Source organism: Salegentibacter sp. T436, from assembly GCF_001932675.1.
Taxonomy (GTDB): domain Bacteria; phylum Bacteroidota; class Bacteroidia; order Flavobacteriales; family Flavobacteriaceae; genus Salegentibacter; species Salegentibacter agarivorans.
The window spans coordinates 1,664,977-1,686,161 of record NZ_CP012872.1 but is presented as its reverse complement, the minus strand read 5'-3'; the positions used below and the strand labels follow the sequence as shown (position 1 = coordinate 1,686,161).

Annotated in this window: 10 protein-coding genes; 5 read left to right on the top strand and 5 right to left on the bottom strand. The window is 37.4% G+C overall.

The genetic code is table 11. From position 1 onward, the window contains the following. Positions 1-105: 105 nt before the first annotated feature. A complete protein-coding gene (locus AO058_RS07430) occupies positions 106-2,595 on the top strand; it encodes a zinc-dependent metalloprotease (RefSeq protein WP_075325872.1) in 2,490 nt (829 codons plus the stop codon). A 284-nt stretch (positions 2,596-2,879) separates the two neighbouring features. Here the strand turns inward: AO058_RS07430 and AO058_RS07425 are convergent, their stop codons facing one another. From AO058_RS07425 to AO058_RS07410, 4 genes are all read right to left on the bottom strand, one after another. Beyond that, complete coding sequence (locus AO058_RS07425; RefSeq protein ID WP_075325871.1) at positions 2,880-4,100, bottom strand: permease; 1,221 nt, start codon at positions 4,098-4,100, stop codon at positions 2,880-2,882. A 26-nt stretch (positions 4,101-4,126) separates the two neighbouring features. Beyond that, positions 4,127-6,829, bottom strand: a complete 2,703-nt coding sequence (locus tag AO058_RS07420; protein ID WP_075325870.1) for a heavy metal translocating P-type ATPase — start codon at positions 6,827-6,829, stop codon at positions 4,127-4,129. A 169-nt stretch (positions 6,830-6,998) separates the two neighbouring features. Then, the gene (locus AO058_RS07415; RefSeq protein ID WP_075325869.1) at positions 6,999-7,319 is read right to left on the bottom strand and encodes a four-helix bundle copper-binding protein; all 321 of its coding nucleotides are present in this window, start codon (positions 7,317-7,319) and stop codon (positions 6,999-7,001) included. 158 nt (positions 7,320-7,477) lie between these two features. Then, positions 7,478-8,041, bottom strand: coding sequence for a helix-turn-helix transcriptional regulator (locus AO058_RS07410; RefSeq protein WP_075325868.1), 564 nt, complete (start codon positions 8,039-8,041; stop codon positions 7,478-7,480). Between the two features lie 419 nt (positions 8,042-8,460). Here AO058_RS07410 and AO058_RS07405 point away from each other — a divergent pair, with 419 nt between their 5' ends. From AO058_RS07405 to AO058_RS07390, 4 genes are all read left to right on the top strand, one after another. Further along, positions 8,461-9,930: a vanadium-dependent haloperoxidase gene (locus AO058_RS07405; RefSeq protein ID WP_075327909.1), complete on the top strand. Its 1,470-nt coding sequence runs from the start codon at positions 8,461-8,463 to the stop codon at positions 9,928-9,930. A gap of 71 nt (positions 9,931-10,001) precedes the next feature. Further along, complete coding sequence (locus AO058_RS07400; RefSeq protein WP_083634147.1) at positions 10,002-13,337, top strand: FG-GAP-like repeat-containing protein; 3,336 nt, start codon at positions 10,002-10,004, stop codon at positions 13,335-13,337. Between the two features lie 157 nt (positions 13,338-13,494). Beyond that, entirely contained in the window at positions 13,495-16,515 is a 3,021-nt protein-coding gene (locus tag AO058_RS07395) for a SusC/RagA family TonB-linked outer membrane protein (RefSeq protein WP_075325867.1), read from the top strand. A gap of 12 nt (positions 16,516-16,527) precedes the next feature. Then, the gene (locus tag AO058_RS07390; protein ID WP_075325866.1) at positions 16,528-17,994 is read left to right on the top strand and encodes a RagB/SusD family nutrient uptake outer membrane protein; all 1,467 of its coding nucleotides are present in this window, start codon (positions 16,528-16,530) and stop codon (positions 17,992-17,994) included. Between the two features lie 563 nt (positions 17,995-18,557). On the opposite strand, the gene AO058_RS07385 is transcribed toward AO058_RS07390, so the two are convergent. Next, positions 18,558-21,083 carry a glycoside hydrolase family 9 protein gene (locus tag AO058_RS07385; protein ID WP_083634146.1) on the bottom strand — a complete coding sequence of 842 codons (2,526 nt, stop codon included), beginning with the start codon at positions 21,081-21,083 and terminating at the stop codon, positions 18,558-18,560. Positions 21,084-21,185 lie beyond the last annotated feature (102 nt).

Below are 21,185 nucleotides of genomic sequence, written 5' to 3'. Positions count from 1 at the left end.
AAATTAGTCAAAAGATCACCAAATGGTGGTCTTTTTTCGTTTTTTAGCCTTCGCTAAAGAAAATTTATCACTTCCATTTAATCACACAAACCAAAATTAAACTTTATGACCAAACGATTTACGCATAAGCTCTTTTTAGTAGCCTTATCGGTATCGGTTTCCAGTTGCGCGGTATTTCAGCCCAATAAATCTTCGGCTGATGCCTCCAAAGAAGAAGCCTCAAAAAAGAAGGGAGACTTAGAACCTTACACCAAGGTAATTACTAAAGACGCTAAAAGCGACGAAGGCTTATTTACTGTACACCGGGTAGACGATAAATATTTCTACGAAATTCCAGATAGTCTTTTTAACCGGGAAATGCTTACGGTAACAAGAATTGCAAAGACAGCTACCGGAATTGGTTTTGGGGGCGGAAAGCAAAATACCCAGGTTCACCGCTGGCAGAAAAAAGACGGCCACGTTCTTTTAAGAGTTGTTTCTCACGAAATCTACGCAGCAGATTCACTTCCGGTTCATGAGGCGGTGGTAAACTCTAATTTTGAGCCTGTTTTACAACGTTTTCCTATAAAAACTGTAGGGAAAGATTCCGTAAATAAAACAACCGTAATTGAGGTAACCGATCTTTATACCAAAGATGTTCAGGCGCTGGGTTTAAGAGACGGCACAAGAAAACAATATAAAGTTTCGCGATTAGATGATAGCCGTTCTTATATAGATACTATTCGTAGCTATCCTGAAAATATTGAGGTTAGACACGTAAAAACCTATAATGCAGGCGAACCGCCTTCAAATGCAAGTACTGGTTCTATCTCTTTAGAGTTTAGTAATTCTATGATTTTGCTTCCAAAAGAACCAATGAAACGTCGTTATTTCGATCAGCGTGTTGGTTGGTTTGCCCGCGGACAAACAGATTATGGGCTTGATGCTCAAAAAAGTAAAGAAGTAAAATATCTTGACCGCTGGAGACTTGAAGTTAAAGAAGAAGACAAAGAAAAGTTTGAAAACGGCGAATTGGTAGAACCAAAAGAGCCAATAGTATATTATGTAGATCGCGCCACTCCAAAGCAGTGGATTCCCTATATAAAGCAAGGTATTGAAGACTGGCAGGTAGCTTTTGAAGCTGCAGGATTTAAAAATGCAATTATTGCTAAAGACCCTCCAACTAAAGAAGAAGACCCGGATTGGAGCCCGGAAGATGTACGCTATTCTGTAGTTCGTTACCTGGCTTCTCCAATTCCAAACGCGAACGGGCCTCACGTTAGTGACCCACGTTCTGGAGAGATCCTGGAATCAGATATCAACTGGTATCACAACGTAATGACCCTGCTTAGAAACTGGTTCTTTGTACAAACTGCGGCAATTAACGAAGACGCTCGTAGTGTAGAATTTGAAGACGAAGTAATGGGTCGTTTAATTCGGTTTGTTTCTTCTCACGAGGTTGGGCACACTTTAGGTCTTCCGCATAATATGGGAAGTAGTGTTGCTTACGCCGTAGAAGATCTTCGTGATCCAGAATTTACTGCTGAATATGGAACTGCACCTTCCATAATGGATTATGCACGTTTCAATTATATCGCCCAGCCAGAAGATGGAGATGTGGCTTTAATGCCAGATATTGGACCATATGATAAATATGCTATAGAATGGGGATACCGACCAATTTTAGATAAATCTGCAGAAGAAGAAAAGGAAATTCTTGATGAATGGATTCTTGAAAAAGCAGGTGATCCTTTATATCGCTTCGGAAGTCAGCAAAGTGGTGGAGTTATAGACCCGAGTTCTCAAACTGAAGATCTTGGTGACGATGCAGTTTTGGCCAGTGAATACGGAATTAAAAACCTAAAGCGCATAATGCCAAAATTGATCGAGTGGACTGCCGAAGACGGTAAAAACTACGATGATCTTGACGATATGTACGGCCAGATATTAAGTCAGTTTAACCGTTATATGGGGCACGTTACGGCTAATATTGGTGGAGTTTATGAATATTATAAAACTTACGACCAGGAAGGTGCCGTTTACTCTCATGTAGATGCAGCTCATCAAAAGAAGGCGATGAATTTCTTGCACAAACAACTTTTTGAAACTCCAGAATGGTTAATAGACCAGGAAATTTTTAATAAGATTGAATTTGACGGACAGGTTGAACGCATTAGAAATATGCAGGAACGTAGCCTTAATAATCTACTGGACTTCGGAAGAATGGCGCGTTTAATGGAAAATGAAGAAATAAACGGCAACGAAGCTTACGGTCTTATAGATATGATGACTGATGTAAGAACCGGAATTTGGAGCGAACTTTCTTCGGGACAAAAGATAGACCGGTACCGCAGAAATCTTCAGCGTGCTTATATTGAGCGTATGGAGCATTTAATGACTGAAGAGCAGAGCGAAATTCCTTCAAGATACAGAAGCTGGATTAGCCGAAGCAATATAGATGTTGCTCAAAGCGATATTCGTCCTGTAGTAAGAGGAGAGCTTAAAACGCTTCAAAGTCAAATTAGAAGAGCAGCTAACCGTGGAGACCGTTTAACAAGGTACCACCTTCAGGATGCTTTAGAAAGAATAGATTTAATTCTAAACCCAATAAAATAACCTCAACATTTTTTTGGATTAATTAGTTTGGAAGCCACCGTCCCTACACGGTGGTTTTTTTTATAAATAAATTAAACCTTTTTTAAATTCTATAGTCTTACTATTAAAGCCACTTAAATTGCTATGAAAAAGAATTTTTTGATTTAATTATCAAAAAGTGAAAAGTGAGTTTTTAGATTAGTTAGTTTAGTTTGTTTGAATTGAGAGCAGTATCGGGAAAAATCGAAAATCTAAATTTTATGATACCCATGTAAAATTTACCTCCTTTCTGCTCTCTTTTTTATTTAAAGTAAAAACTTAGCAATAAGTCCACCCGCAAGCCATAGGTAGCATACAAAAGCAATATATTTTAAGCTCGTTTCCAATAACTGACTTTTAGGTGCCATTTCCTTCATATGCATCACATCTTTTCGCTTAAAAAATCCTAGATAAATTAGCACCCCAGAAATTGCTAAAAAGAGCATATTCAGCCAAAAAGTATAATCTATTTTAAAATGTTCGGCATCGGTAATTTTTACTGAAGAAGGATCTGGTAATAAATTAAATAGATTAAACCCGTAATGCAATAATAGAGAAGTACCAATTAGTGCGGTAAAAAGAAGGAAAAGTATAAAGAAAGACATTTTCCAGCCATAATATTTGGCATTAATTCTCAAGACCGGGAAGACTACCAAATCGCTAAAAATAAAAGCCATTACCCCGGCAAAACTTACTCCTTTTCCAAAGAGCAAAGCTGCCAAAGGAATATTCCCCATAGAACCTATAAAGGTTAAAAATGCGGCAATTGGGCCAACAATTATATGCTCAAGAATAGTGAAAAAGCCGAAATCTGTGTTTCCATTTCCGGTATTTATAAATAAAGTTTGAAAAAAGGAATCGGGAACAAAAGCTGCGACAACCCCGGCAATAGTAAAACCTAAAGTCACATCTTTCCAAACCATTTTCCACTCCATAGCATACTGTCTGGACACTTTAGCCCAACCGGTTTCTGACTTTATCTTTTTCTTCCAGGATTTTTCGGAATCTTCATCATCTTCATCTTTTTCGTCCAGGCGTTCGCGTGCCTTTTGTATTAATTTCTTCGGATTAATTAGCCTAATGAGTATCCAGCTGATAAGGATTAGCAATATTCCACCAACATATTCACCTACCACAAATTGCCAACCCAAAAAGATAGCAATTAAGATTCCTAACTCAATAACAAGGTTAGTAGAAGCCAGTAAGAAAGCAATTGAAGAAGAAAAACTGGCTCCTTTTTTAAACAAGCTTTTAGTTGAAGCTAAAGCAGAAAAACTACACGAACTACTAATAAAACCAAAGAAAGTACCGAGTAACATACTTTTAGATTCGTCTTTACCCATAGTCTTTTCCATACGCTTTTCGGTTACAAAAATTTGGATACAACTACTTATTACATAACCCAAAATAAAGGCCCATAAAGCCATCCAGAAAAAACCGGCGCTGGTATAGGCCGCTTCTCCCCACTTACTCAAAAAATCCTGCATTTCTATTAGTTTTGGTGGTTAGTATTCTAGTCTAATTTCGCGCTTTTTAATCTTAAAGCATTTGCAATTACTGAAACCGAACTAAAACTCATCGCCAAAGCTGCAATCATTGGTGAAAGTAGAAGTCCGAAGACCGGGTATAAAACCCCGGCAGCAATTGGTACTCCAAGTGTGTTATAGATTAAAGCAAAAAACAGGTTTTGCTTAATATTTTTCATCACTTTTTTACTTAGCATTTTGGCCTTTTTAACTGCTTTAAGGTCACCTTTTACCAGGGTGATTTCTGCGCTTTCTATCGCCACATCTGTTCCCGTTCCCATGGCAATACCAATATCGGCCTGGGCCAAGGCGGGTGCATCGTTTATTCCATCACCGGCCATTGCTACTTTTTTACCTTTTTCCTGAAGTCTTTTTACTTCATTTTGCTTATCCTCCGGCAGCATTCCAGCTTTAAAACCGGTTAAACCGAGTTCTTCAGCAACAGATCTTGCAGTTTTCTCATTATCGCCGGTAAACATATAAACCTCAACCCCATCATCCATTAAAGATTTTAGAGCTTCTCTACTCGTTTTTTTAATAGGATCGGTAATTGTAAAGTATCCCGTTACTTTCCCATCTACCGCTACAAAAGAAACGGTTTTACCTTTCTCCTGTTCAGCCGTTACTTTTTTATTTATTTCTGAAGGAATTTCAACATTTTCAGCCTTCATGAGTTTATCATTCCCAATGGCAATCCTTTTGTTATTTACCATGCCTGTAACCCCTTTTCCGGTAACGGAATCGAAATCTGAAGCTTCTGTATATTTCAGCTGATTTTCTTTTGCAAAATCTACAGTTGCTTTAGCGAGCGGATGTTCACTTTGAGAATTTACCGAAGCGATAAGTTTTATAATTTCATCTTTATTTTCTTCAGAAATCACTTCAACTTTTTCCACTTTGGGTTTACCTTCAGTAATGGTTCCGGTTTTATCGATAATCAAAGTATCAATATCATCCATTTGCTCTAAAGCACGGGCGTTTTTAATAAGCACCCCATTTTGTGCACCTTTTCCAACTCCTACCATAACCGACATTGGTGTGGCCAGGCCAAGCGCACAGGGGCAGGCAATTATTAATACTGCGATGGCATTCACTAAAGCGTAAACATATTGCGGCTCTGGCCCATAAATGGCCCAAACTATATAGGTAATTATCGCAATAATTACTACCACCGGCACAAAATAAGCTGAAATTCTATCGGCTAATTTCTGAATGGGTGCCTGGGACCGGCTGGCATCATTTACCATCTTTATAATTTGAGAAAGCAAGGTTTCATCTCCCACTTTTTCAGCTTTCATTGTAAAACTTCTGTTTCCATTAATGGTCCCTGAACTTACTTTATCACCTTCAGCCTTATCCACCGGAATTGGTTCTCCGGTAATCATTGATTCATCAATACTGGAATTCCCGTTTTCGATAGTTCCGTCTACCGGAATTTTATCTCCCGGTTTTACTCTTAGAATATCTCCTTTTTCAATTTCGTCTATAGCAACTTCCTTTTCTTCGCCATTCACTACTTTTATCGCTTTGTTTGGAGCAAGTTTCAGCAGTTCTTTTATCGCAGAATTTGTCTTACTATGAGCCCGGGCTTCTAAAACCTGGCCAAGTAAAACAAGTGTGAGAATAACCGTTGCCGCTTCAAAATAAACGTGCACAGTGCCCGTTTCAGTCTTAAATTGCGGTGGAAAAAAATCAGGAAATAATAAGCCGAAAACACTAAAAACCCAGGCTACCCCGGCGCCAATGCCAATTAGCGTAAACATATTGAGGTTCCAGGTTTTTATAGATTTCCACGCACGTTCAAAAAACATCCAGGTAGCATAAAAGACCACAGGAATTGATAAACCAAACTGAATCCAATTCCAATATTGTTGGTCTAAAATTTCATAAAGCGGATTGCCTGAAATCATCTCAGACATCGCGATAATAAAAATGGGAAGGGTAAATGCTACGGCTATTTTAAACTTTTTGAGTAACTTTTTATAAGATTTACTTTCTGAAGATTCTTCCGGTTCTTTGGGCACCAGGTCCATTCCACATTTGGGACAGGAACCGGGACCATCCTGCTCCACTTCAGGATGCATGGGGCAGGTATACGTAGTAGCTTGTGGTTTTAGGCTGGCTTCTTCTACCAGGTCCATTCCGCACACCGGGCAATCACCGGGCTCAGTATAAGTTTTATCGCCTTCACAATGCATAGGGCAATAATAAACACCTGTTCCCTGCTCTGATTGAGAAGTTTTTTTCTTTTTCGATTTTACTTTTTTACCGGGTTCGTGAATTTCATAATGTCCCCCATCTTCCTTTAAGGCTTGCTGCAATTTTTCTAAAGAAACATCCTGTCTAGCAACAATTTTTGCTTCCTCTTTTTCGAGATTTACTTCAGCACTTTTTACCCCTTCAACTTTACTTAGCGTTTTTTCTACGTGAGATCTACAACCCATACAGGTCATTCCACTCACCGGATATGTTTTAAGGCTTTCGTTTTTTGGATGAATTTGATAGTTGCTGTCTTCCAGTGCTTTTTGAAATTTTTCAATTTCAATATGTTTTTGCATTTCAATTTCCGCAGCAGCTTTTTCAAGATCTACCCGGGCATCAATAACCCCTTCAACATTTTTTAAAGTATTTTCAACGTGGGCCCTGCAACCCATACAGGTCATCCCGGAAATTTGATAAGTATGTTTCATAGATTTTATTGGAGAAAAAAAGGCTGTTTGAACCTCTATTGTTACTTACGTCATGCTGTCCCGAAGCTTCGGGATTATTTTAGCATCTAAATTGAAAGAAATTAGACCCTGGAACAAGTTCAGGGTAACGTCTACTAGTAAAAAATCAAACAGCCTTTAAAATTAAATTTTATGCTAAGTAAGCTTCACAAGCTTTTGCACATTCACGGCAGGCTTTAGCGCAATCCTGACAGTGTTGATGTTCGTGTTTACCGCATTCATCGGCACACGCATTACAAATTTCAATGCAATATTTTACAAGTCCGTCTACATTTTTATAGCCGGTGACCAACACCTGGTTAAGGGTGCTACAAACCTCTGCACAAACACGATCGGTTCTAATGCAGTCTTTCATCATTTTCACATTGTCTTCATCAAGACAGGCATCAGCACAATAGTTACAATGATTAATGCAATTCCCTAAGGTGCTTAACAATTTCTCATTTCTCATAATATTGGTTTTTAATGGTTTAAATCAAAGTTAAGCACTATTAACCGCAATGAGTTTTAAAATTATGGTAAGAAGTTATAAGAAAATTGAAAAGATTAAAACGGATTTTACTCCCAATTAACTAATAAAACAATATTACTATGGTCTAAATTTGTTTGCTACAATTTATCCAGAGATTTTCGCTCCTGGTGGTGAAGTTTGTATTGGGATGGGTTTAAGCCGGTTTCTTTTTTGAAAAAAGTTGAAAGATACGCTGCACTACCAAATTGCAATTTATCGGCAATTTCTGAAATATTTAATTCATCATATTCCAGTAATTCTTTAATGCGTTCAGCTTTAATTTTATTTTGAAAACTTTGAATGCTTTGTCCTTCGGCTTTACTAAAAATACTGGTAAGATGACTATAATCGTAATGTAGTTCTTCACTTAAAACTTCAGAAAGCTTTTTGTTTTTAAAATCTTTGCGTTCGTAAACCCATTCAATAATTATAGATTTAATATCGGTAACAATTTTATCATGGCGTTCAGCTACAATTTCAAATCCGTTTGCTTTAAGCGCTTCTTCAAAAAGCTTAAATTGCTCTAAAGAGAGCTCTTTCTCAAACTCTATCCTGCCTAAACTAATATCTACATATTTAAGTTTTTGTTGCTCCAAAGTGTTTTCTACACTCATAAGGCAACGGTCACAAACCATGTTTTTTATATGTAAGATACTATTCATTTATAATTTAGTTTTTAGAATTTCTTTAAGCTGGTATGCTTTGCTGAAATAAAAAATAGTGAGTGCAAATTTACGAAGAATTAATCTTTCCTCTGTAATCTTAAAGAGTACCGAAAAATTACAAATTAAACTTGAAGAGGGTTTTTATTTAATAAACTTCAGGAAAAGGGAATAAAAGTGATTTTTAAAAAAATTATTTAAAAAAATTTTAAAACCTACATTTTTAGGCAATCCATTGCGTAGACTGGGCTACGAGGCACTACCACCCTAATTTAAAAGTGTTTAGGGCAATCTGCTCCCGAAAAAAGCCGGAAATAATTTAGTAGGTATAAAAAAAATTCACTTATTTTATATGTTAATAAAAACAAAAAATTATGTGGGGATTTATTACATTACTTTTTTTAAATTTTCAAGGTGGAATGGAAGTTACTACAACCTCTCCTCCAACTACAGACAATAAAATTGAAGTAATTACTCCTAACGAAAAACTGGGAGAAAATAATCTTGCTTACAAATGGGGAAAATTAGCTTTAGAAGCTACAGCAAAAGATACCGACAGATTTAATCCAAGACCCACGATAAGTTCTCGTTTCCTCGGGCTTATTTTCACCGCAGTTTTTGATGCCTGGTCCCGGTATGATGATAAAGCAATTCCAGTTTATATGCAGGGCGTTGAACGACGCCCACTTCAAGAACAGAATTTAAAAAATAAGGAAATTGCCATAAGTTATGCGGCTTTTAGGACTATGAACGAATATTACTTTACCGATGAGTCTATGTTTCGGGAATTTATGGTAGAACTGGGATTAGACCCAGATGACACCTCTTTAGATCCTAATACCGCTGTTGGAATAGGTAACCTGGCAGCAAAAGCCGTAATAGAAGCCAGGCATAATGATGGCGCAAATCAATATGGAGAAGAAGAAGGCTCTAATGGTAAGGCTTATTTTGATTATATGGGTTACAAACCCGTTAATTCTGCCGATGAGAATATAGACCTTAACAGGTGGCAATCTAAATATTTCTCTGATGGAAAAGGAGGCCAATTCGTTCCAAAATGTTTAACGCCCTACTGGCACAAGGTGGAGCCAGTTGGATTACAATCGGCAGACCAGTTCAGGCCGGGACCACCACCAATGGTAGGTTCAAAACAATTAGAGGAAGAAGTAAAAGAAGTAGTAGAATTACAGGCAAATCTAACCGATGAGCAAAGAGCCCTGGTAGAATTTATGCGAGATGGCCCGCAATCGGTACAACAGGCCGGCCATTGGCTAAAGTTTGCCCAGGAAGTTTCAGTTCGGGATCAACATAACCTGGATAAAGATGTAAAAATGTATTTCTACAACCAGATCACTGCAATGGATGCATTTATTGCCTGCTGGGATAGTAAAATGTATTACGATTACGCCCGGCCTTATGCTTTAGTTCATGAATTTTTCAAAGACGAAGATATTTACGGTTGGGGAGGCCCAGAAAAAGGAATGGTAGAAATGAAAGGACAGGACTGGAGACCATATTCTCCTTCCACTTTCTTATGCCCTCCTTTTCCCGGTTATGTATCGGGCCACAGTGCCATTAGTGGTGCCTGTGGTGAAGCTTTAAAACTTTTTACCGGAAGTGACGAATTTGGGTCTGAAGTTACATTAACTCCCGGCATCCTAACAGAGCCAAACCGACTTGGTAAGGAAGTCACTTTAGAATTCCCTACTTTCTCGGAAGCTGCAGAAATGGCCGGTTTATCCCGGGTTCTTGGCGGTTACCATATCCAGGCAGATAATATTGAAGGGCTAAAGTTAGGAAGAAAGGTAGCCCGGGAAAACTGGATCTTCTTTAAAAAACACATAGGAGAACCTGTAATAAGCAAGCACACCAGTCTTTCAAATAATTAATCCCTGGAATTTCAATAAATAGCCATACCAGGTTAAATTCAAACAATACCCTCCAAAATAATCATCCCAAAATGAAAATACTTTATAAGTCATTTTTCCTGATTTTTTTCTTTTTAATTATTTCGTGTAAGGATTCTGCCCCAGAGGAAAAGGAATTAGCGAAAAAAGAATCGACTGAAAATACTAAAATCTTCAGCAATGTTTCTGCCGCAAAATCTGGTATCAATTTTAGTAACAACCTTACCGAAAACGATTCCTTAAATTACTTTACCTACTCTTATATTTATATGGGTGGAGGGGTATCTACCGGAGACATTAATAACGATGGCCTTCCAGATCTTTATTTTACAGGAAACCAGGTTCCCAATAAACTTTATTTGAATAAAGGAAATATGGAATTTGAAGATATTACAGAATCTGCCGGGGTTGCGGGAGATGAGAGATGGTACACAGGAGTCACCATGGCCGATGTTAATGCAGATGGTTTTCTGGATATTTATCTTTCTGTAGGAGGAAAATTTCAACCTAAAAACAACCAGCTCTTTATAAATAATGGAGATGGAACTTTTAGTGAAAAAGCTAAAGAATATGGTTTAGACGATCCCGGTAATAGTGTACAGGCCACCTTTTTTGATTACGACAAAGATGGTGACCTTGATGTTTACATAGCCAATTACCCTCCAACCCGTTTTGACGCTCCAAATTTTGTATATGAATACCAAATGAATAGTGTAACCGATCTGCAAACCGATCATTTAATGCGTAACGACGGTGGGAAATTTACCGATGTTACTAACGAAGCAGGGGTTAGAAGTTTCGGGTTAACGCTCTCTGCAACAGTTGGAGATTTAAATAACGATGGTTGGCCAGACCTCTATATTTCTAACGATTTTAGTTCCCCAGATTTTATGTATATAAACAATGGTGAAGGCAGTTTTAGAGAAGTGGTAAAAGATGCTACCTCTCACACTTCATTTTACGGAATGGGTGTAGATATAGCAGATTATAATAACGATGGGCTTTTAGATATTTATCAGGTAGATATGTCTGCCAAAGATAATAGGAGAAAAAAAGCCAATATGGCCAGTATGAACCCCGATTTGTTCTGGGGTACTGTAGAAGCTGGTTTTCACTATCAATACATGCAGAACGTGCTGCAAACCAATACGGGAGTTTTTAACAATAACACACCGTTTTTTGCAGATCAATCCCGTATTGCCGGTGCCGCTTCTACAGATTGGAGCTGGGGCCCGCTTTTTGCCGATTTTGATAATGACGGCCATAAAGATCTTTTTGTAACCAACGGCACACGAAGAGAAATAAACAACAACGATTATTTTAACGAGCTTAAAAACAAGTCGCTTACTAAAGAAGACCGTCTTGAAAAAAGTTTAAATATTCCTTCAGAAAAAATAGACAATTTTATTTTTGAAAATAACGGTGATCTTACCTTTAATATAGCTAATGAAAAATGGGGAATTGTATATGAAGGATTTTCTAACGGAGTAGTTTATGTAGATCTTGACAATGATGGTGATTTGGAAATTATCACCAACAATATAGACGACACAGCTTCGGTTTTTGAAAACCAGAGTTCCACAAAAAATAATTATGTGCAAATTAAACTGCAAGGACCCGAGAAAAATAAATTCGGTATAGGCAGCAGGGCGTATGTTACCGCAAACGATACTGAACAGATGCAGGAATTAACTTTGTCCCGTGGCTTTCAGTCTTCTGTGGCGCCTCAACTTCATTTTGGACTTGCGCAGGCAGATCTTATTGACGAAATTAGAATTGAATGGCCAGATGGGAAAGTTGAAATAAGGGAGGATGTAGAAGCAAATCAGTTTCTAAGTTTTAATTACGAAGATGCTTCAGCAATAGAAACTTCTAATGAACTAAAGCCTGAAACCTTATTTTCAACAATAACAGATTCAACTTCATTTCCTAATCATAAGCATATTGAAAATGAGTACGACGATTTTAAAGACGAAGTACTTCTTCCCCACCGCACCTCTACCTTTGGTCCCAGTATCGCGGTTGGAGATTTAAACGGCGATGGTAAAGAAGATTTTATTGTAGGAGGTGCAGCCACTTATGAAGCAGGATTATATTTTTGGACTGATAACGGCTTTAAAAAGCAAACCAGTGCTGCTTTTGGAAAGGATAAAGCTTACGAAGACCTTGACGCGTTAATTTTTGATGCTAACGGAAATGGCCATAACGATATCTATGTAGTTAGTGGAGGCAATGAGTTTGATCCAGATTCTGAAATGCTTCAGGACAGGTTATATATCAATGATGGAAAAGGGAATTTTACAAGAGACTTAAATGCTCTCCCAAAAATGTACGACAGTGGTTCTAAAGTATACAAAGCCGATTTTGATAAAGATGGAAAGGAAGAATTATTGGTTTTGGGAAGATTAGTTCCCGGTAATTATCCAAAACCCGCTAACAGTTATATTTTAAAAAATAACAGCAAAAATGGAAAAGTATCGTTTAAAGATGTAACTCAATCGGTTGCTCCATTTCTTCAATTTTTAGGGATGGCAACCAGTGCAGAAATTGTTGATTTTGATAATGACGGCTGGCAGGATATTATTATAGTAGGTGAATGGATGCCAATAAAAATTTTCAGGAATAATAAAACAGCATTTACGGATGTTTCTGAAGATATGGGAATTACCGATGATACTGCCGGCTGGTGGTGGAGTATTAAAAAAGGTGATTTTGATAATGACGGGGACCAGGATTTTATAGTAGGAAATCTAGGTGAAAATTATAAATATACAGCCAGCGAAGACGAAACCTTTGACATCTATTTTAAAGATTTTGATGGAAATAATAACAGTGATATTGTTTTAAGCTATTATAACAAAGGAGAAAAGTTTCCATTGAGAGGAAGAGAATGCTCCTCCCAACAAATTCCCGGTATAAAGGAGAAGTTTCCAGATTACGAATCTTTTTCAACAGCTACCCTGGAGGACGTTTATTCGGAAAAAGAACTGGAGAATTCTCTCCATTACCAGGTAAAATCTTTTTCCAGCATCTATTTAGAAAATGCTGAAGGGAAATTTAAAATTCACAAACTACCAAACGTGGCCCAAATATCTTCAATTAATCAAATTCTTGTAAAAGATTATGATAAGGACGGCCATCTTGACGCTTTAATTGCCGGGAACCTTTTCTGGTCTGAAGTAGAAACCACAAGAAACGATGCCGGGTATGGAATGCTCCTTAAAGGAGATGGAACCGGTAATTTTAACCCAATTGTACCTTCTAAAAGTGGTTTCTTCGTACCAGGAGATGTGAAAGATATGGCCACCATTGAGGTTGAAAACCAGGAAGTTATTATTGCAGTAAAAAACAACAGTCCTATTCAATATATTGAGATGAAAGACCAATAACGTTAATGATGTGATAATAACACTTATAATTATTACATAATCAATGATATAATGAAAAAAAATTACGAAAATTAGAGATTTTTTTTAGAAAACCGATTGCGTAAAATTATTTTTTATTACATTTAAACCGAATTAATAAACTAACTAACAAATAATTATGAAAAACAATTACTTGAAAAGGGGGCTTTTCATTGTAACATTCTTTTGTTTTGGCTTTATTACAGCCCAGCAAACCGTTACGGGAACAGTAAGTGACGAATCCGGTCCTATACCAGGAGTGAACGTCATAGAGCGAGGAACCTCCAACGGTACAACTACAGACTTTGATGGAAATTATAGTATAGAGGTAAGCGAAGGCGCAGTTCTCGTTTTCAGCTATATAAGTTATCAAACCCAGGAAATTGCCGTTAACGATCAAAGCGTTATTGATGTAAACTTAGTCGCCGGGTCAGAATCCCTGGACGATGTTATTGTGGTAGGATATGGTACTCAAAGTAGAGCAGAAGTTACAGGGGCTATTTCATCTATTGATACAGAAGAGATTAATAGTCTTCCCGTATCTACCGCAGAGCAGGCCTTACAAGGTAGAGCTTCTGGTGTTACCGTAATTAACTCAGGTTCTCCCGGTAACTCACCTGCTGTTAGAATTAGAGGTTTGGCCTCACCTAACAATAACGACCCATTATATGTTATAGACGGTGTTATCGCCGGTGGTTTGGGTAGTTTAAACCCTAATGATATTGAGAACATACAGGTTCTTAAAGATGCGTCTACTACTGCTGTTTACGGTTCTAGAGGTGCAAATGGGGTTGTACTTGTTACTACCAAATCTGGAACGGCTTCACAAAAAGCTCAACTAAGTCTTGATACTTATACGGGAGTTCAATTTAATAGTAATCGTTACGATTTATTAAATAGAGAGCAATACATACAATACGCAAGAGAAGTAACAGATACTGATCCAGAGCGCCTTACCAATCCTGAGTATGCAGACTTTATTGACAATAATACAGACTGGCAGGATGAAATTTTTAGAACCGGGGTGATGAAAAGTATCAACCTTGGACTTTCAGGTGGTAATGAAAACAGTAATTACAGGTTTTCTGGAGGATACCTAAACCAGGAAGGTGCGGTTATAGAAACAGAATTTGAACGTTTTAACTTTAGATCTAATAGTAACTTTAATTTTGGTAAACTTAGTTTTGGTCAAACATTAAACGTAGCTTTCACTTTACAGAATCCTGAAAGAGAAGACGGAGGTAGATCAATAATAGAACACGCAATAAAATCAGCGCCATATTTAAGCGTTTATAACCCAGACAATAGAGGTGGTTTCCAGGGACCAAACTCTGCACTAGATGGCCAGGATGCGGCCAACCCGGTTAGAGTTCAAACCTTAGGAAGCGCCGAGAATAAAGGACTTACTATTTTAGGTAGCCTTTTTGCTGAATACGAAATAATTGATGGCCTTACTTTTAAGAGCCAGGCAGGTATAGATTATTATAAGTATAATAACAATAATTTTATTCCTTCTTATAACGATGATAGTAATGGTGGAACCCATCAATTTGGTTTTGCTCAAATCACAAAAAACAGTGGTACCAATCAATCGCTTACACTTACCAATAGCTTAAACTATAAATTTGAGGTAGCAGATTTTCACAACTTCGAAGTTTTAGTTTTAGCAGAAGATCAAACTATTGATAGTGAAAGCCTGAATGCAAGTAGCCAGAATCCAATTACAGATGATGTAGAAGAACTATCTCTTAATCAAGCAGGCCTGTCTTCAGCTTCTTCAGAATATAGAAGAGTTGGTTATTTAGGACGATTAAATTATAATTTTGATCAAAAATATCTTTTGTCTGGATCTTATCGTCAAGATGCTTCCAGCCGTTTTGGAGCAAATAACCGTTGGGGTACTTTCTGGTCTGTTTCTGCAGGTTGGAACGTAGCTAAAGAAAGCTTTATGCAAGATACAGACTTTAATAACTTCAAAATTAGAGGTAGTTGGGGTACAACCGGTAACGACCAGATTGGTAACTATCGTTATGCTTCTACACTTGTTACAAGCTTTATTTACCCAATTGGAGGTGCAGCTGTACAGGGTACTACTGCTGAAGGACTTCCCAATCAAAACCTTAAATGGGAGGAAGTTACTATGAAGAACATTGGTTTAGATTTGGGTATGTTTAATAATGCCTTAACTCTATCCATGGAATATTATAGTAACCAAAGTGATGATCTTCTTTACGAATTACCACTTCCGCTTAGTTTAGGTTACAATGTACCAACTATAGCTTCTAACGTTGGGTCCGTAAAAACAACAGGTTTTGAAGCTGATCTTGGATATAACGATTACGAAGGTGAATTTACCTGGTCTGCCAATTTAAACCTGGGAACCAGTAAAAACGAAGTTCTTTCTATAGGTAGCCTGGATCAGGTTCAGGGAGGATTTTTTGAGAATGAATATCTTACAAGAATTGCTCCGGGAGAACCATTATTCCATTTCTATGGCTTAAAAACCGATGGTATCTACCAAAATCAGGCAGAAGTAGATGAGGTATTCACTGCAAATCCAGATCAAACAGCTGTGCAACCTGGAGATATTCGCTTTTTAGATCTTAACGGAGACGGGGATATTACTGCTGCAGATAAAACTGTAATAGGAAATCCATATCCAACACTTACATTGGGACTTAATTTAAGTGCCCAGTATAAGAACTTTGATGTTTCAATGTTTATTCAGGGTGCGTATGGTCACGAAATTTATAATACTAACTTATATGACCTTGAAGGAATGCCAAGACTATTTAATAGCGGTGTAGCTGTTTTAAATAGATGGACAGGAGAAGGAACTTCAAATACGATACCACGTGCTTTAGGAGCTCCACAAAACCTTAATGCTTCAGATCGTTTTATAGAAGATGGATCTTATACCAGGCTTAAGAATTTAAATATTGGATATACTTTTGATGAAGATATATTTGGTGAATCTCTTGCCAATTTAAGAATATACATAAGTGGACAAAACCTGATTACCCTAACCGATTATTCCGGACTTGATCCTGAAATTGGTGTTGACAACGTATTGCAACAGGGTACGGGAGCTATAGGTATTGATAGAGGTTTATATCCTCAGCCTACTTCATTAACATTTGGTCTACAATTAGGATTTTAAAAAAATACAATTATGAAAAAAATAAGAATAATATTAATGGTCTTTGCCACATTGTTCGTAGTTAACGGATGTGAGGAAGAAGATTTTGAACTAACAAACCCTAGTGGTCTTTCTCCTGAAACCTATTTTAGGACAGAAGCCCAGGTGCAATCGGCAGTGAATGCTGTATATGCCAATACGCAAACTATTGGATTATACACCAGAACTTTGTTCTTTGCAATGGACATTATGTCTCGTGAAGCCCTTGGGAATCCGCAATTAGAAGCAGATAAAAGAGTTTACCAGGAATGGTCTTTTGATGCCAGCCACCCACCAATCGCGTGGTACTGGGATGCCTGTTTTAGAGGAATAAACAAAGCAAATTTTGTAATTGATAATGCCGATAGAATTAATGAAATTCCATCTTCATTATTGAGTGATGAGAAAAAAGCAAGATTTATTGGTGAAGCGAAGTATATGAGAGCTTTTTACTATTTCTTATTGGTAACCCGTTTTGGCGATGTTCCTTTAATTACAACCGTGCCTGAAGATGGTTCTGGTTTTCCACGTACCCCTGCAGATCAGGTTTACGACCAGATAATAGCAGACTTAAATGATGCCAGCCAGTCTTTATGGGATAAAGGACGTACTGAAAATGGTAGAGCTACTCAAGGTGCTGCTTTTGCCCTTTTAGGAAAAACACACCTTTATCTTGAAGAATACGATGAGGCTTTAGCTGCTTTCGAAAATATTTACGGGCAATATTCTTTAGAAGACGATTATTTTGCAAACTTTAGAGAAGAAGAAGAATTTGGTCCTGAATCAATTTTCGAAATTCAGTATGATGATGATATGGGGAACTCTGCCGTATGGAACTCTAATGCAGCCGGTGAAGATGCTAATGAAGTAACCTTCCGTGGCCAGGAGTATGGCTTTAACGACTGGTTTAACGTATATCCTAATCCCGCTCTTATAGCTGAATACGAAGAAGGTGATATTAGACTTGATGAATCTTTCTATTTCAACGGTGATACTTTTGCTGGTGGTTTAATTGAAGAATTACCTCTGGAAAGAGATGCAGCCTGGAGAAAGTACCAGAATTACTACAAAGATGTAAATGAAGATCAGGCTTCAGGAATAAACATGAAAGTTATTCGATATGCTGATGTTCTTTTAATGATGGCCGAAGCTGAAAATGCTTTAGGCAACCAGGCTGATGCTATAGATTATATTAACGAAGTAAGAGAGAGAGCAGAATTAGCCCCTCTTTCTGACGGTCTTTCTCAAGATGAAGTTTTTGATGCCATAGTACACGAAAGAATGGTAGAATTAGCCGGCGAACAAGTACGTTTCCCAGATCTTGTAAGATGGGGACTTGCTGCCGATTATCTTTCTGAATTTGGTTTCCAGGCAGGAAAACACGAAATCTGGCCTATTCCTAATGATGAAATATCAGCAAATGAGGGTATAAGTCAGGAAGATCAGAATCCAGGATACTAATAAGTATTCAACCCTTAAACTTAAAGCCCTTTCAAATAAATGAAAGGGCTTTTTTATGTGAAATTTCTTCAGAAAATAAAAAAGTAAACTAACTCTGCGTATCCTGATGAGCCTCATTAATTTAATTCCCTCAACAAGAATGCAACATTGAAATCTCAATTATCAAGTAAATTAATTAGTTGAGAAAGAATTATCAGGTCTAGTTTTTCGGTAATAAGGAAAGGAATCTCCATCGTTATAAATAGACTAATTATAAGCAGTTAATAGATTAATCCACACATCAAATTAACCTATTTTCCTTAGCCTAAATTATTAAACAGGGAATTGCAGGAGCATTTACAGAAAGAAAATGTAATAGTAAACACTTCCATTGGAAATACTTATTTGAGCTTATAAAATAATCTGGCCATAAGACCAGATTATTTTATTTCAGTAGTGGTTTTATCTAAAACTATTTATTAACGTATAAACTATTATTTTTTGGCTCTCAGAAAAATCATCAGCTTTGGGAAAGATCTCAACTTAAATTATATGAGAAGATAAACCCGAGGAGTAGCATTTCACTATTGGTTATTGAGTAGATCACGAACGGCATTCACGAGATAAATATAAGATGCACCAACATTCACCACGTACTCATTTTCTCCCCATAAAAACGGCCAATCTTCCTTATTTTCAGGAAAATCTGGTTTTAAGATTAAAACTCCTGGTACTACCCCACCGGCGATAAATGAAAAATCTGCACGGTTCATTCCATAAGCTACTTTCTTAGATTTTGTCCCCACTCCAGAAACAAAGGATATATCAGAATCAGGATGCGTTCCGTAAAGATAATTAAGACCTTTAAGAACTTCTTCCTTATCAATAAGATCGGGAAACGCCTTATGTAAATGGTAATTATTAATTGCATAGGATACAATTTGACTATTGCCAGCCCAACCCCTTCTACCAATAGGAACACCATACGGATTTTCTTTCCTATGCTCAGCAATTTCATTCTTATAGTCTTTTACCCTATTTTTTAACTTCTGCTTAAAATCTTCATCCATATAGGTTAAGATCTTCATAACCCGACCTGCATGAAGGTTAAAGTTTTTATCTATAGTAGGCCACATCTCCTTTATGCGAGTGGCGTACATTTCATCTTTTGTAGAAAGTAATAATTCTACGGCGGCTTTTAATTCTTCATCTTCTAAAGTGCCTCCGGTAGTATTTCCGTGATGAAAAAGATCTGGCTCTTTTGAGTGTTCTTCTTTCCATACATTTATAGCGGTGTTTATACACTCTTCAGCTAATTCATCATTATATCCTTTAAGAACACGACTGGCAGCCGCTAATGCAGCAATAGAACCATAATTTAAAGGTGTGCTTTTACTTGTAAAGGCCCATCTGTCATCAAATTTTCCACTTTTGTATCCATCAGTTTCCAGAGGATCCATTTCTTTATCATAAATCAGGTTATCTGTCATAGTTAGACCATCTCCTAAATGGGTATACTGAGAAATATCGGGCACGATAATCCCAGGAATCGCCCTTCCCAAAGTTCGGTGCTGGGCAATTAACCCCAGGGTACCGTGTTCTATTTGCTGAAGAATATCTGGTTTTCCATCTGGGTTATGTAAATCTACATATTTAGCATCGTAATCTACAAGGGTCTGGTCTCGTTGTAAATTAAAATCTTCGTATGCATGAGCAAGATGAGAAACTACATAATATTGGGTTTGAGTTCTAATATCATAATCTCCGGCATCATACCAACCACCAATATTAAGTCCCGGTATGTGTTCTCCCGGTTCATATTCGGTATCTGTTGTGGGACCCTGGGCATAAAGATCAAAATGCTCATGATTAACAGGTGCCTGCAGCGCATCATCCAGGTGGGAAGCGCCATGCCAAACCCTATAAGCTTCGTTTACCAACATATGATCCATCTGCACCGGGAAAAAAACATCATTCGTGGGGTGCCAGGCTTTTTCATACACATCTTCATTAATTTTAAAAGGTGCCGTAGTTTCGTCTTTATAAGAGATAACATATAAGCCTTCTTCTTTTACTTCAGAAAAATCGAAATATAAATACTTATACCTGGTATATTGCCCCCAATTAGATAAGGCAGCTGTATGTTTTTCCACCTTTTCTCCCATTTCATTTAACTTATAAAGCGTGGCCCGGGAAGCAGGAGAATCATTTTTATCTAACTCAATAACCGCAACTTTTTCCTGATTAGGGTGATAGCCAACCTGTGAATGACCAATAACCGGCTTACGCGACCAGCCTGGGGTAGAATTTACATTTAAACGCCATTGTAGAACCTTACCGGTTTTATTTTCAGGAAGTAAACTTCTAACTACAAACCAACCATTCTGGGCTTTATCTCTCCCATCGTGCAACATTAATTTTGCTTCATCTGAAATAATTGTAATTTTTCGTTTAGGATCTCCGGGCGCAACTACCAGGGTCTTTCCTTCAGCAAAAGGTTTCGGTGCCGTATATCCTGAAGTATCTTTATCCATGCTACTGTGCGGGTATAGGGGGAAATTACCTCCTTCACCGTCCATATAATAAGTTTTCTCAGCATAGGCCGAGGGTATAAATTCCAGATTAAACCCGGCCTTTCCCTTTAATTCTTCGGGAATTGGCTCATCTAAGTGTACACTTAAAATCACTTCATCTTCATCTCGTTCTGCCCGTATCATATATTCAAAATCGTAATCGGGATATTTTTCATATGTATCAATACGATTATTTTCCCTGTCCACTTCTCTTCTAACAAAGGTGGGAATCGCATCCCATTGTTCTGGGGTGGCGTTTAACCTCACATCACCATTAGTCACTGTTCTCACTCCATGATGAATTACTTCTATTCCACTTATTTTTGAATCACTAAATAACCCATCATACCAATTACTAAATGCCAAAATGTTTACTCCGGTTTTTTCAAAATACTCTTCTTTATTAAGCGTTAACGGCGAAGTTTGGGCAAAGACACTACCCATCATTAAAAAAAGGCCAAGACAAGCGGACTTTACCCCGTACTTTTGAAAGATATAAGTATATTTTAAATAATGTTTTTGTGTAATATTTTTCATAATTCTTATTGATTTTAAAAGCTTTAATAGGTTATTATTTTAAAAAAGGGAACCTCTATAAACTGCTTATACCACTTAAATCAATCGGTTGCGTAATGCAGT